We start from the raw sequence: 14175 nt of genomic DNA, 5'->3' as shown, positions 1-14175 counted from the left end.
GGAGGGGTACAGTGAAGCTCTTGGACGTATCGGCCATCGACTGCGATGTCCATCCGACGGTGCCAGATCTCGCGGATCTCCTTCCCTACATGGAGCCGCATTGGCGGGACACCATTTCGGACCGTGGCATCGAGGCCTTCGAGTCCATCAGCTACCCGCCGAATGCGCCCCTGAGCGCCCGCCCCGACTGGCGGGACGAACGGGGGCGCGCGGCGCAGAACGTCACCAGCCTGGCAACCCAGGCGCTCGACCGCTGGAACCTCCGTTTCGCGGTCGGCAACTGCATCTACGGCGTGCACATGGCGTTCAGCGAGGATCTGGCCGCCGTCCTTGCGCGTGCGGTGAACGACTGGCTCGTGCGCGAGTGGCTCGATCGGGAGCCGCGGCTGCGCGCCTCCATTGTCGTGCCTCTGCAGAACCCGGAACTTGCCGTCGACGAGATCCGTCGCCGATCCGAGGACCGGCGCTTCGTGCAGGTGCTGCTGCCCGCAATGGCCGAGGCGCCGCTGGGCCGCCGCCATTTCTGGCCGATCTATTCCGCTGCGGAGAGGGCGGGGCTGCCGATCGGGATCCATGCCGGGAGCAGCTACCGTCATCCGGTGACCCCGGTCGGCTGGCCAAGCCATTACGTCGAGGATTATGCCAGCCAGGCGCAGGCCTTTCAGGGTCAGCTCGCAAGCCTCGTCTGCGAAGGGGTCTTCACGAAGTTCCCCAACCTCAAGGTCGTCCTGATCGAGTCAGGAGTCACCTGGCTGACGCCCTTCCTGTGGCGCCTGACGAAGTTCTGGCGCGGGCTGCGCAGCGAGGTGCCGTGGGTCGACCGTCCCCCGTCCGAGATTGTGCGCGAGCATGTCCGGATGACGATCCAGCCCTTCGATGCGCCCGACGGGACGGAAAGGCTGGAAAGGATCATCGACCATCTCCAGTCCGACAGAATGCTGCTGTTCTCGTCCGATTTTCCGCATTGGCAGTTCGACGGGGACGAGGTTCTGCCCAACGGGTTTCCGGAATCCCTGGTGGGAAGGATCGCGGTCGACAATCCGCTGGAAACCTATCCCCGCATGAAGGAGTGCATGCCATGAACGACATGACCCAGGGCGCCGGCGTGCGGGCGGGTGATGCCCCGGTCGAGGCAGGCATCGTGGACTGCGACATCCATCCCGCGGTCAAGTCCTGGAACGACCTCAGGCCCTACCTGTCGGACCGCTGGTGGAACTACCTGCAGACCTACGGCCTCAGGGCCCGGCACGGTTTCGTGCGCGGGACGCCCTATCCCAAGATGTCGCCCCTGGCCACCCGGCGGGACGCGTGGCCTGATGAGGGGCAGCCCGGGAGCGACCTCGAGCTCATGCGGCGCCAGCATCTCGACGCGCTGGGCATCGGGATGGGCATCCTCAACCCGCTTTCGCCAACGGGCGGCGATCAGAACGTCGCGTTCAGTGCCGCCCTCTGCACAGCGACCAACGAGTGGCAGCTCGAGGCATGGACCCGCCAGGAGCCGCGCCTGAAAGCCTCGGTCGTCATCCCCTACGAGGATGGAGAGGCCTCGAAGGCGGAGATCCGGCGTCGCGCGGGCGTCGCGGACTTCGTCCAGGTGCTCCTTCTCAGCCGCACGAGCGAGCCGCTCGGCAAGCGGCGATACTGGCCGATCTACGAGGCCGCCACGGAGCAAGGCCTGCCTGTCGCCGTGCACGTGTTCGGCTACAGCGGCTACCCGATGACCAACAGCGGCTGGCCGAGCTTCTATATCGAGGAGGGAGCGGCCCACCCGGCATCATGCCAAGCCTCGATCGCAAGTCTGGTTTTCGAAGGCGTCTTCGAGCGCTACCCGGCCATGAAGCTTCTCGTCATCGAAGCGGGCTTCGCCTGGCTGCCGGCACTCGCGTGGCGTCTGGATAAGATCTGGCATCGCATGCGGGATGAGGTTCCGCATGTCAGGCGGCCCCCATCGGAATACATACGCGAGCACGTCTGGCTGACGACCCAGCCGATGGAGGAGGCGACCCGTCCGCGGCAGGTCCTGGACGTCATGGATTGGATCGGCTGGGACAGGCTGCTCTTCGCCAGCGACTATCCCCATTGGGATTTCGACGACCCCCGGTTCAGCCTCCCGCCTGCGCTGAGCACCGAGCAGAAGAATGCAGTGCGGTTCGGCAATGCACGCGCGCTTTATGGAGGGTGACATGGACCGACATGTGGTCGCGCGCGCCGATGAGATCGGGCCCGGTGAGCGCAAGCTCGTCCATGTCCGTGGACGTGCGGTCGTGCTGTTCAACGTCGACGGGGAATTTTTCGCGATCCTGGATCGGTGCCCCCATCAGGGCGGAAGCCTCTGCGAAGGGCGGCTCACGGGTCTCGTGACGTCCAAGGAGCCAGGGCAATATGAGTATTCGCACAGGGGGGCCGTGATCCGGTGTCCCTGGCATGCCTGGGAGTTCGACATTCGGACCGGACAGTCCTGGTGCGAGCCTGGACGGATCCGCGTGAAAAGCTTCAAGACCGAGGTACAGGCGGGTGCCGGCCTCGTGCAGGGCCCCTACGTGGCAGAGACCTTTCCCGTGACCCGGGATGGGGACTATGTCGTCATCGAAGCCTGACGGCGAATGGCGGCCGGGCCATGCCAGCACGACCGGGATGAGCACGGGTGGGGGTAGTCCTGGGCGGTCCTGCTGAAGCTCCGGCGCCATGCGCCGGAGGCGACTTCGCCCGCGACAGCGGCAAGCTCGTCAAGAACGACGCGCTCGGCGCCGAGGTCATCCCGCTGCTTGCCGAGCGCATCCGTCCCGAGCCGCACCCGGTCAGCGAAACCGAGGACCAGGGGCTCGGCCCGGCCGCGCCGCCGGGAGTGATCGCCGCCGGGAGTGATCGCCGCCCGGAGCGAACTCCGCGCGGCGGCATCAGGCCTGCTCACGGATGAAATGCGTGAGATCCTGGTTCAGGCGCTCCTTGTGGGTGAAGTAGAGCCCGTGCGGAGCTCCCTCGTACACCATCAGGCGGGCTCCCGGGATCAGGGCCGCGGCGGGCCGTCCCGTGATCTCGATCGGCGCCGAGGCATCGCGATCGCCATGCAGGATGAGCACCGGCACATCGAGCCGGGCCAGCTCGGACCGGAAGTCGGTGGATACCTGGATCCGGTTCAACTCCCCCGCGGCCTGCAGAGAGGTCTGGGTCATCATCCGGATGGTCCAGTCAGCCGTGGCTCGAGAGGTGCCGGGCACGAAGTAGGGCTCCGCGTTGTCTTCTGCCCAGCCGGCAAAATCGCTGAGGAAGGCATCGCGCATCTGGGCGAAAGCCGCCTCCGGAACCCCGATCGGGTTGTCATCCGTGCGTAGCAGGAACGGGATTGCCGCCGGCGCGATCAGCGCCACCCTGGCGATCCGGGCCGAGCCGTGCCGCGTCAGGTAGCGTACGACCTCGCCGCTGGCGAAGGAGTGCGCCACCAGGGTGAGGTTTTCCAGCCGCAGCGCCTCGATGACGTCCGCGAGATCGTCCGCGAGCGTATCGTAGTCATAGCCCCGGCCGGGATCGCTTGAGCGGCCATGTGCCCTCCGGTCATATGCGGCGCAGCGGAATCCCTGCCGCGACAGCGGCTCCATCTGGTAGGCCCACATGTCAGAGCTGAGGGTCCAGCCAGCCAGGAACAGGATCGGGTCACCCGCACCCCAGTCGCGATAGAACAGGCTAGCGCCCTGCCCGGTCATGATCGTGTTCGGACCGACGGTGCGGGCGTCTCTTACGGAGTTCATCGGCTCTGTTTCCGTCATTGGGCATGAACAAGCGGGTCAGGAGGCAACCGGCACCTGATCGAGGAAGCCGACGACGCTTTTCAAACGGCCATTCTCCAGGGTGGCGAAGTCGGTGCCCTTGATGGGTCCGTCGGTCCCTTCCTGGCCGAGCTGCCAGGAGAACCGCACCTGATTGCCGTAGCCGTCGGGCTCACCCACGAGAGAGAAGCAGAAACCGGGGAAGCGGCTCTGCACGCCCGCGATCAGGCCATCGATCTGGTCGTGGCCGTGGCCCTGCATGAGCGGGTCCTGATAGGTGCCGTTCTCGTTCCAGAGTTCGGTCAGCAAGGCCCTGCGACGCTCCTGAGCGGGCTCGTTCCAGAGAGCGATGTAGCGGGCGGCGATGGCGGCGGCGTTCGTCATGGGAGGTCTCCTGGTGAGGCGCGGGATCAGCCCCGGCGAGAGCACCATGGCCGAGGAGCCGTAGGGCGTCGATTACGCCCCAGGTAATGAGGCCGGCTGACGGCTCACCACTGGCCAGGGCGCCACACTCGGCGCCTCGCGTCGCCCTTGCGCCCGCCGTGGACACGGTGCTGCTGATCTCGCCTGCCAGCTTCCGACTGACCTGGCAGCACGCCGCCTCCCCGACGTATCCGCTCGGGTCCTGCTCTTCGCCTCAGTCGAGGAGGCCGAGGCGCATCTCGAGCCGGTCGATGCCGAGGATGGCGTCTGCCCGTCCGCTTGCATGCCCGAAGGGAGGCCGCTGGAGTTCAGCATCCGCCGTGACCGGCGACACGGTGTGCCGCAAGTTCGACCGCGCTTTGATCGACGGTATGCTGGCAGCATCGTCCTGGACGGCGCCGCCCGACCCCGGGTGTCGGCACATGAGAGGCCCGCCGCCAAGGCACAGCTGACAAGACACAGCTGAGGCCTCCCGGTCCAGGGCGGCCGCGGCCGCCTGTCGGCGCATCTCTCGTGAGGCGGCCTGCGGCAATGGTCTCGCGGACGACCTAGCCCGTGACCTCGGTGCCGATCGTCAGGGACAACGCCTCGGCCTGGTCCATGCCATAGGCGCGCAGCGCCTTGGCCACCTCCTCGACGGCGGCCGCTTCGGTACCGAGGTGCTTTGTCCAGTTGCCGCCCTCGTTCTCAGGCGCCTGCCAGCCAAGCTGCTTGAGTGAATCGGCCGTGCTGTCCTTCATCAAGGGATAGTTGAACTTGCTGACGGCCTCCGCCCTGACACCGGATCCGTCGTTGGTCACGATCACGTAGTATTTCTCGTCCTCGGCTGCGATCTTCGCCGCCATCCTGGGATGTGTGGCGACGTACGACACCAGTTCCGTCAAACAGCTCTCGCTGTAGCGGCGCAGTTGCAGCGTCATCGTGCCGGCGCACGAAGACGGACCGGTTTGCTGGGCGGCGGCGACCGTAGGCTCCAGGGCGAAGCCGGAAATGAGCATCAACCCGGCTCGGATGAACGTCCGTGCGTTGCCCATCGCCCGCGCCTCCGCTGGTTATGCAATGAGCAAACCACCATTCGTGGTTTTCGTTTCATGTCGGTTCTGGCTTCGGCCCGAACGGTACTGCATGGGCGAAACGGCGCTTCTCGCGCATTCGGAAACCCGACGGGAGAAGGCGTTCAAGACCGCACTGCCATCTGGCAGCGGCGTTGATGCCTGAAGCTTCGTATGATCTCGGGTGCCATACCCGATGGGTCAGTCCTCAGTTCCGACTTCCAAACCAGTCCAGCGCGCCCACGGCAGCGACCAGCAGACCGCCATTGGATTCACCCTGGATCGCAAGCCCGTCAGCAGAGGCGATGCCCTCGCTCTTCAGATACTCGGCTGCAGCAATGAAGTCGGCGAACACATTCTGTTTATTCGTAAGCCGCCCCGCATCGCGCCATGCCTTGCCGTATTCCCCACCACTACGCAAGTTGGCGATGGCATAAGCGCCCCCCGCTTCCAACCAACGCTCGAGCGTTGTCGCCCTCCGGGTTGCAGCCGCTTCATCCTGAATGAACGCGAGACGTGTGCCGAGCCGCGTGGAGCGCCACAACGAAAGGCTCTGTTCGGGTTGGCCGCTGGAAGTCGCGTGCCACCCCTTGCCTGCCGGGCAGTCATTGATGCGAGCGCGGCGCGAGGCAAACGGGCGGAGCGTTTCCAAACGTTGTCGACACAGTTGGTACAAAGGGAAGGGATGAACGGCATCGCCCTGAAACAGGAGCGGGACATAAAGCGACGGCCGGCGCGCGGACCCCGGACGCCCGCCACGGGCACGGAACGCGAGCCGCCGGAGCATCGCGGGATACGATGATATGGCCCTTATCAACGGCACCAACGGCAACGACGCGGGCATCTTCGCCCTGATGGGCACGAATTCGGCCGATACGATCCTCGGGCTGGACGGCAACGACCAGTTGTACGGATACGGCGGTAACGACCTCCTCGCAGGCGGCTACGGCGTCAACCTGATCAACGGGGGCGCAGGCTCGGACACTGTGTCCTACGCCTTTGTGACCGGCGCTTCCGTCTGCCTCTCCCTGACCGACGGCAAGGCGACGTCCCTGGACATCAAGGACGCCATCGACACCCTCTTCGGGATCGAGAACGTGATCGGGACGAAATCGGGAGATGAAATCCAGGGGGACGTCGGCGTCAACGAGCTCTACGGCGGCTGGGGCTACGACACGCTTGAGGGGATGGGCGGGGCGGACATCATCAACGGCGGGTCAGGACGCGACAAGGCCTCCTACGCCCATTCGGACGCGGCTGTGAAGGTAAACCTGGGGACGGACGAGGCTTCGGGAGGCCATGGAACCGGAGACAAGCTCTACAACATCGAGAGCCTCATAGGATCCGGGTTCGGGGACGAGCTCACCGGCTCGAGCGGAGAAAACGCGCTGTTCGGGGGCGGTGGCTCGGACGTGCTGCGCGGCGAGGGGGGCGACGACGCGCTCCTGGGCGAGGCGGGCGCGGACTTCATCTACGGTGGCCCCGGCGTCGACTCCGCGCATGGCGGCGACGGGAATGACATGATCTTCGGCGGTTCTGGCGACGACCGCATGGCCTTTCATGGCCTGCTTGAAGGCGGAGCTGCCGACGACATGATCTACGGGCAGGAAGGCAATGACACGCTTGAGGGCGGTGCCGGGAACGATTGGCTGGTCGGCGGTGCGGGAGACGACGAGTACCTCTACCAGTTCCGTGACGACTGGGACGGCATCAAGCAGGTCGGCCACGACACCGTCCACGGCTTCGAAGGGGCCGGCGTGGCCGGTGGCGACACGCTGATCTTCCTCGACCGCGACCTCGGCGACATCTCGGCGAGCGTGAAGGGAGGCAAGACCATCCTGACCTGGAGTGAGTTCCAGCCCGGCGACAACTCGGTCACGATTGACGCCGTCGGGTTGGTCGCCGGCGTCGACTACATCTCCCTACCCTGGGAGAGCTTCTGGACCTGATCCGAGGCGTGGAGGCGGTCGTACGCCCTGCCGATCCAGTTTCCGGTCGGTGGGGCCGCGGGGCGTCGGGACGCCGTCATCGTCCAGGGGAGCGGCGTCTCATGGGTGCAACGAGGGTCCCTACAGGCAGACCGAAGCGGCATGCCCCCACCATCGTCTTCCGGGGACATGCTGTCCCCGGTCCCCTGCCCCCTCGATTTCGCCGACCGTCGTGGTCGAGCAGCCGGCCGAAGCGGTCTCGCAGTCCCCGCAATGCTGACCCCAAGCGGTGTCCAGGTCGGCATCGAGGCGCAGCCCGCCAAGCGCGCACCGCCGGGGTTTTCAGCGGCGACATGGATCCGGCCGCGCGGGCCCGCCCGGCTGGCCAGACGAACCTGACCTGTCGCGAGGCGACCCGCACCTACATTTGGAATATCTATACAGCCTTCCTGCTCGGGAATGGCGCGAGTGAGTCAGATGACGGCGTGATCGCCGCTGCACCTGTGATCGGGGCGTCCGTCTCCTCAAGAATCTCGATGATCATGAGCTCCCATAAGAGCTCAGGAATTCCTCCCAGCCCCTCGTCGGATTGAAGCTCGGCCCAGCGTCTCGTCAACGCCGCCGCGATCTCCGGAGTCGGCTCGCGCAGTGTCCTCAAAGCGGCCGCAGCCATATGCCGATACAATGCCTTGTCATCAGCGCTCGCGCGCCTCCACTGATCCGCCCCTTCTGCCTGGCATGCTTGATCCAGCGAGGAGTAGATGGCACACGCGACGCGATCCAACATCGTATCGGACAAAGGGCTCTCCCTAATTAAGACGGGCGACACACGGGGTCAGCGTCGAGGTGGGTTCAAACCATATTCCGCGGCGCTCAGCCGTCGCCTCCGGGCGGAGATGAACGCTCTGACGGCGTACCCTACCGCAAAGCCAATGATCCCTGCCCATAAGACGGCGATTTCCATGCCGGCCTCTCATCGCCTCCGTCACGTTGTTTTCATGGAACCATAGTTTGCATACGAGTCGATATGGCATTCGGATAGCATCGAATCACTGAGCAGATGCGTCTTCACACGCATCATAGGCGTCGTATCCGATAATTAGGCATGCTCTTGGAAGGGATTATATTCTTTTGCCTAAGGTCCCATACCTCTGATCAGCGATTAAACTTTGCGACTGCGACTGACACCTTTGCGCATCCCAGCCAATGTCGACACTCATTTCTGTTCTCTTCGTGATCTTGTCGAGTTGGCTGGTTCTTGCCCCATTGGCAACACCGGCCGCTTGGATCATCGCGAGGGACGCTGAGCTTCCGCCGTGGCGCGCGTTGCTGTTGCTCGTTCCGTACGTCGGGCTGTTAGCCTTCGTCATCATGCTGTTACGCCCAAGGGCAGGAGGCCGAATACCAGCCGAGCTCACGTCTACCGAGGTGGCATGAGCTTTCCTGCTTTCCAGATTGCCATGGCAATGGGACTGGCTATAGCGATAGCCGTGCTTCAAGTCTCATTCTGGCATTGCGCTCGGCGCCTGGGCTTTCCGGGCGCAGCAGCCCTCGTGCTGCTGGTACCGCTGGCAGGTTTGGTGGTGGCCTATCATCTGGCTCTCACGCACCGCGCCAAGCGTCTGCGAGAGCCGACCCGCAGATAATGTACGCGTCGGGCCCCATCCTGTATGGGCCTGTCCGTTAGCCCGTAAAGAAACAGATGTGCCGGAGGACAAGCGCCAGCTCGCCTCGCCTTCTGCAACGATTGGTTTGGCGGCCCACCGCCATGGCTCCGGCGCCTGTCCGGTTTGTTGTCCGGTCTCTCCCACGCAGGCTATACGTCCGCATAGGGAGTGCAGATGGTTAATGCCACGTTAATCTGTGCGGAGCGATGTTGCCGCGCCCCGGCTACGACCTTACGAGCATAGAGAAGGTACCCGAAATGCCGTGTGCGTTCCCAAAGGCTCCACGGATGCCTCGGGCATTCGCCAGGCATTGTGGAAGCCTGGACTGCTCGCCGGCGACGTTTTTCGGGCGGTTTTATTCCGCTCCTCCTCGGGTCCATTCGTTCCAGCGCCCCCATCGCGCCCTCCGAATAGACGCCTCCCCATGAGCCTGCCGACCCGTCTCGTGCTGCTCATGGCCCGGTCAGCGGCCACGCTCGCAGGCGTCCTCCGGAAGCCCCTCGCCGCAGCGGTCCACGCCAACAGGCGCTGGCGTTCGGTCAGCCGTCCGCTCCGGACCGGCATGCGGCAGACCGGCTTGGAACCCGCCGCCATCCGACATGCGTTCGACGACATGGCCGAAACCCTCGAGGCTCGCGACCGGCAGCGCCGTGCCGCGGAGGAGGCGGCTGCCGACAGCGAGCGGCGGTATCGCTTCATGGCCGACACCGTCCCGCAGATCGTCTGGACCGCCGGTCCGGACGGCACCCTGGACTTCATCGGGGCGCGCCTCGCGGAGTACTTGGGCGCCGAGGACATCCGCCCGTACCTGGACAAGGGCTGGACGGACATCCTGCATCCCGATGACCTGCCGGGCACCTTGGCGCTCTGGACGGAAGCGCTGCGGACCGGCGAGGACTTCGAGGCCGAGTACCGGCTCAGGCGGCACGACGGCCAACACCGCTGGCATCTCGCTCGCGCCGTCGCGATGCGGGACGGGTCCGGAGGGGTGGTCAAGTGGTTCGGCTCCACTGCCGATATCCACGACCGACGCTTGCAGGAGGACGCGCTCAGGGCCGCGCGCGACGAGGCCGAGCGCGCCACGGCGCTCGCCCACAGGCAGCTTCAGGAGCTAGAGGGCATCTACGCGGCGGCGCCCATCGGCCTGTGGCTGGGCGACCGGAACTGCCGCTTCCTCCGTGTCAACACGGTAATGGCGGAGATCAACGGCCTGCCGATCGAGGCCCAGATCGGCCGGACGGTCGCGGAGACGGTGCCCGGAGTCTACGAGTTCATCAAGCCATATTACGACCGGGTCCTGGAGACCGGGCAGCCCGTCACCTTCGAGGTGACCGGGACGACGGAGAAGCAGCCCGGGGCCATGCGGGAATGGGTGGTCAGCTATCATCCCTTGACCGACGAGACTGGGGTCTACGCAGTCAGCAGCGTCGTGTGGGAGGTGACGGAGGAACGGCGGACCAAGCGGGCGCTGGCGGCGGCGAAGGACGAGGCGGAGCGTGCGAACATGTCGAAATCCAAGTTCCTGGCTGCTGCCAGCCATGACCTGCGCCAGCCGCTGCAGTCGATGTTCCTCTTCGCGGAGACCTTGCGGGGCCATGTCCGCGGCGACGCGGCCCGGAACCAGCTAACGCTGCTGGAGCGCGGCCTCGACACCCTCAAGCTCATGCTCGACAGCCTGCTAGACATCTCGCGCCTGGATGCCCGCACCGTCACCCCGCACCTCGAGGCCGTGCCGCTCGCGTCCCTTGTCCAATACGTCGGCGCATCCTACGAGCCGGTCGCGGCCACCAAGGGTCTGGCGCTCAAGATCGGCGATTGCTGCGATGTGAACGTGCGGAGCGATCCGAACCTGCTCGGGCGCATGCTGCGCAACCTGATCGAGAACGCCATCCGCTACACTGGGGAGGGAGAGGTCCGGATCGAGTGCCGGATCAGCGGCGACAGGGTTCGGGTCGAGGTCCGCGACACCGGGATCGGGATCCCGCCGGAGCACCGAGACCGAATTTTCGAGGAGTTCCATCAGGTCGGCAACTCTGAGAGGGACCGCAGCCATGGGCTGGGCCTGGGCCTAGCCATCGTGCGGCGGCTCTCGAAACTGCTCGACCATCCAGTCCAGGTCGTCTCAGAGCCAGGCTTAGGGTCGGTCTTCTCGATCGAGATGCCCGTCGACAGGTCCGCGGCCGTCAGGGCGCCGCCCCCGGAGCGGCCCGAGCCGAGGTCCGGGGAGAATCGCACGGCCGTGATCGTCGACGACGACCCCATGGTGCTGCTTGGGCTTCAGGGCCTTCTCCAGAACTGGGGCTATGAGGTGCTCGTCGCCGGCTCGGTCGAGGAGTCGATCGAATGCCTGCGACACGCCGCGGACGTCCCGGACATCATCGTGGCCGACTACCGGCTGCGCGACGGCCACGTCGGGACGGAAGCGGTGGAAGCGATCCGCGCGGCGCTCGGTGTGCCGGTCCCAGCGATTATCCTCACGGGCGAGACGACGGTCGAGTGCCAGCGGGAGGTCGCGGCCCTCGGCCTGGGCGTGGCGCACAAGCCGGTGACACCGCGTCAGCTGGGCATGGCGATCGAGAAGCAGATGAAGACGGGCGCCGTTCAGGCGACGAGGTTCGGCGATGGACAGGCCGCGTCTGCCTGATTGGCTCGCCGAGCAGCCGGCCAAGGTCCGTCGCGCCATCGACATGCTCGAGGAGCACAAGCGGCATGTCCGGCCCGGCGCGGAATTAGATCCGGCGCGCGACTCCGCACGGCCGAAGTCGAGCAATGGGGCCGCGGTTATTCCCCTCGCCCAGGCGCCAAGGCCATCGCGTTACGAGATGGGAACGTCGAAACCGTCCGGGTCAGAAGGAGCAGGCGAGCCGCTGTCTCCCAGATCGATCCGGTCGGGCGCGCCGGGCTCTTCACCAGGATCCCGAGAAGATACAGCGCTGCGAAGCGTCTTGGGTAGGAGCCGCAGGGCCTCGTAGCTCACCGGCTTCGGCAGGAGACCCGCGCAGATCGCCTTCGCCTCGGCGCTGACGTTCTCGACGTTCCCGGTAACGAAGATGGGGATGATCCCCATTTCCGGATGCAGTTGCAACGCGATGCCGGACCCGGCTTCACCGTCCTTGGGCCGAAGATCGACAAGGACGACGTCGGGTCTTCCGCTTCGCGCCAGATCGACGGCGCTGGCCGTGTCCGTAGCCGTGCCGACGTATGTCAGGCCGGCCTCGATGATTGCCTGCTCGTGCTCCATGGCGAGCAGGAGAGATCAGCAGTGCCAGATCTCCTGGCACACGACTTGACCAGGAGGCCCGGTCCCCGCGCGAGCGGGGACCGGCTCTTGATCTCACTAGGCGGCGCGGATGCCTTCCAGGAAGCGCTCGACTTGGCGCCGAAGGCCGTCGGACTGCTGAGCGAGACCGGTTGCGGCCGACAGCACCTCCCTGGCGGCCGCTCCCGTCTGGTTCGCAGCGCTGGTCACCTGGCCGATGTTGGAGGACACCTCCGCGGTCCCGGCGGCCGCCTGCTGCACATTGCGCGCGATCTCCGATGTCGCGGCCGTCTGCTCCTCGACTGCCGATGCGATGGTCGCGGCAATCTCGTTGATCGAGGCAATCGTCTGCCCGATGCTGCCGATCGCTTCCACAGCCTCGCCGGTGGCGCCCTGCATTCCCGCCACTTGGGCCGCGATCTCGTCCGTCGCCCTGGCGGTCTGGTTGGCAAGGCTCTTGACCTCGCTGGCCACCACAGCAAAGCCCTTGCCGGCCTCGCCGGCGCGGGCCGCCTCGATGGTCGCATTCAGCGCCAGCAGGTTTGTCTGACCTGCGATCGAGTTGATGAGCTCAACCACCTGACCGATCTTCTGGGCGGCATCGGCGAGCCCACGAACCGTAGTGTTCGTCCGCTCGGCCTCCTCAACGGCTTGCCGCGCTACTGACGTCGACTTCGCCACCTGCGAGGAGATCTCCTGGAGCGTCGATGCCATCTCCTCTGCCGCCGAGGCGACCGTCTGCACGTTGGCCGAGGTCTGCTCGGCGGCTGCGGCCGAGGCCGTTGCCTGGCGGTTGGTTTGCTCGGCCACGGATGCCATCGACTGGGCCGTGGTGTTCAGCTGCCCCGCGGCGCTTCCGACAGTGCCGAGCGCCTCGACAGCCGCAGCCTCGAACCCTCGGATTAAGGCTTCAACGGCTTCGGCGCGACGCTCCTTAGCGGCCTGCTCTTCGGCCTGCACCTTGGCCAGCCTATCGGCCTCGATCGCGTTGCGCTTGAAGACCTCGACCGCCTGCGCCATGGCGCCGATCTCGTCCTTGCGGCCGAGCCCCTGGACCACGATGGATTTGTCACCGGCGGCGAGCCGTCCCATCAGCGCCGTCATCCCCGTGATCGGCGCCCCGATCCCGCGGGCCAGCAGGAAGCAGAGCAAGCACGCAAGGGCGGCTGCAGCCACGGCACCGCCAGACGTGACCGCATAGGTCGTTGCGAACGCACTGTCCTGTGCGCCCTTGCGCTGGGTCAACAGGTCGGTCTCAACTTTCTTGATCTCGGCGACCTTCGCACGGATGGCGTCCATGGACTGCTTGCCCGCGCCGTCGATCTCCATCTGGAGCGCCTGCTCCCGGGTAGCAGGGTTCCGAACGAGCGAAATTTGCCTGCCCGCGATCTCATCCATCCAGATGCGCGCGCTGCGCTGTAGCGCATCGAGGCGTTCCTGCTGGGCCGGGTTGTCGGACGTCAGACGCTTCACTTCCGCGAACGCGCGTTCGAAGGCTTCCCTTCCCACGCGCGTCGGCTCCAGGAACTTGTCGTCGGCCGCCAGCAGGAAGCCGCGCAGGCCCGTCTCCTGGTCCACCATGGCGGCCATCAAACGATCCATGGTCTCCAGAACACGATAGGTGTGGATCGTCCGCTCGTTCGTCTCCTGAATGAAGGACACCTTGGTCCAGGTGGTCGCCGCGACGACCAGCATGATGGCGATCACTGCCGCGAAGGCTGCCATCAGCTTCTTCAAGATGCTGAGATTGCTGAGGTAAGTGGCCAAAGGATGTGTCTCCGAGAACGCGCGAGACGTGGTGAGCTGCCAGTCGTCGTGGCGGTGCGCACTGGACATGTCTCATCGCTCGCTGAATCAGTCGCAGGAGCACCCAGCCGGGTAAGCGAGGCGGCCCAATCCGTACGGAAATTAGCTCGGAGTTTTCGCGAATAAAGCCTCTACACTCGAATTAGGTACCTAACCAGAGGTATATTCGACGTGGCGGACCTCATATGCCCAACGGCTTTCCGCTAGGACGGCTCGCTTCGTGCTAACGGCTCAAACCGGTCCCAGGCCCGGTCGGTCCACACATTTTGAACGGGA

The 14175-nt window shown here is 65.6% G+C and carries 13 protein-coding genes; 6 read left to right on the top strand and 7 right to left on the bottom strand.

Going from position 1 to position 14175, the window contains the following annotated elements; genetic code table 11:
* The first annotated feature begins 11 nt into the window (after positions 1 to 11).
* Genes JUB13_RS21000 through JUB13_RS20985 form a run of 4 tightly spaced genes read left to right on the top strand, consistent with a single transcriptional unit; the run spans position 12 to position 2917 of the window.
* On the top strand, positions 12 to 1082 hold the full coding sequence (locus tag JUB13_RS21000; RefSeq protein WP_207482337.1) for an amidohydrolase family protein: 1071 nt from the start codon (positions 12 to 14) through the stop codon (positions 1080 to 1082).
* Entirely contained in the window at positions 1079 to 2182 is a 1104-nt protein-coding gene (locus JUB13_RS20995) for an amidohydrolase family protein (protein ID WP_207482335.1), read from the top strand. The genes JUB13_RS21000 and JUB13_RS20995 overlap by 4 nt, the downstream gene beginning before the upstream one ends.
* A 1-nt stretch (position 2183) precedes the next feature.
* Entirely contained in the window at positions 2184 to 2597 is a 414-nt protein-coding gene (locus tag JUB13_RS20990) for a Rieske (2Fe-2S) protein (protein WP_207482333.1), read from the top strand.
* 47 nt (positions 2598 to 2644) lie between these two features.
* Complete coding sequence (locus JUB13_RS20985; RefSeq protein WP_207482331.1) at positions 2645 to 2917, top strand: hypothetical protein; 273 nt, start codon at positions 2645 to 2647, stop codon at positions 2915 to 2917.
* On the opposite strand, the gene JUB13_RS20980 is transcribed toward JUB13_RS20985, so the two are convergent.
* The 4 genes from JUB13_RS20980 to JUB13_RS20965 form a co-directional block, all read right to left on the bottom strand.
* Complete coding sequence (locus tag JUB13_RS20980; protein ID WP_207482329.1) at positions 2898 to 3701, bottom strand: alpha/beta fold hydrolase; 804 nt, start codon at positions 3699 to 3701, stop codon at positions 2898 to 2900. The two genes, JUB13_RS20985 and JUB13_RS20980, sit on opposite strands and share 20 nt — an antisense overlap.
* Positions 3702 to 3782: 81 nt before the next feature.
* Positions 3783 to 4148, bottom strand: coding sequence for a nuclear transport factor 2 family protein (locus JUB13_RS20975; protein ID WP_207482328.1), 366 nt, complete (start codon positions 4146 to 4148; stop codon positions 3783 to 3785).
* Positions 4149 to 4735: 587 nt separating this feature from the next.
* Complete coding sequence (locus JUB13_RS20970; protein ID WP_207482327.1) at positions 4736 to 5221, bottom strand: TY-Chap domain-containing protein; 486 nt, start codon at positions 5219 to 5221, stop codon at positions 4736 to 4738.
* A gap of 226 nt (positions 5222 to 5447) precedes the next feature.
* A complete protein-coding gene (locus JUB13_RS20965; RefSeq protein ID WP_236025113.1) occupies positions 5448 to 5891 on the bottom strand; it encodes a prolyl oligopeptidase family serine peptidase in 444 nt (147 codons plus the stop codon).
* 151 nt (positions 5892 to 6042) lie between these two features.
* Between JUB13_RS20965 and JUB13_RS20960 the strand changes: the two genes are divergently transcribed.
* Entirely contained in the window at positions 6043 to 7188 is a 1146-nt protein-coding gene (locus JUB13_RS20960) for a calcium-binding protein (protein WP_207482325.1), read from the top strand.
* A gap of 415 nt (positions 7189 to 7603) precedes the next feature.
* On the opposite strand, the gene JUB13_RS20955 is transcribed toward JUB13_RS20960, so the two are convergent.
* Entirely contained in the window at positions 7604 to 7966 is a 363-nt protein-coding gene (locus tag JUB13_RS20955) for a hypothetical protein (RefSeq protein WP_207482324.1), read from the bottom strand.
* Between the two features lie 1292 nt (positions 7967 to 9258).
* Here JUB13_RS20955 and JUB13_RS20950 point away from each other — a divergent pair.
* The gene (locus JUB13_RS20950; RefSeq protein WP_207482322.1) at positions 9259 to 11478 is read left to right on the top strand and encodes a PAS domain-containing hybrid sensor histidine kinase/response regulator; all 2220 of its coding nucleotides are present in this window, start codon (positions 9259 to 9261) and stop codon (positions 11476 to 11478) included.
* Between the two features lie 171 nt (positions 11479 to 11649).
* On the opposite strand, the gene JUB13_RS20945 is transcribed toward JUB13_RS20950, so the two are convergent.
* Both JUB13_RS20945 and JUB13_RS20940 read right to left on the bottom strand, forming a co-directional pair.
* On the bottom strand, positions 11650 to 12075 hold the full coding sequence (locus tag JUB13_RS20945; protein ID WP_207482320.1) for a hypothetical protein: 426 nt from the start codon (positions 12073 to 12075) through the stop codon (positions 11650 to 11652).
* Between the two features lie 96 nt (positions 12076 to 12171).
* Positions 12172 to 13929, bottom strand: a complete 1758-nt coding sequence (locus JUB13_RS20940) for a methyl-accepting chemotaxis protein (RefSeq protein WP_236025112.1) — start codon at positions 13927 to 13929, stop codon at positions 12172 to 12174.
* Between the last annotated feature and the right edge of the window lie 246 nt (positions 13930 to 14175).

Source organism: Arenibaculum pallidiluteum, from assembly GCF_017355985.1.
In the GTDB taxonomy this organism is placed as follows: Bacteria; Pseudomonadota; Alphaproteobacteria; order Azospirillales; family Azospirillaceae; genus Arenibaculum; species Arenibaculum pallidiluteum.
Note: the sequence above shows the minus strand (reverse complement) of the source record. Positions and strands in the feature narration are given on the sequence as shown.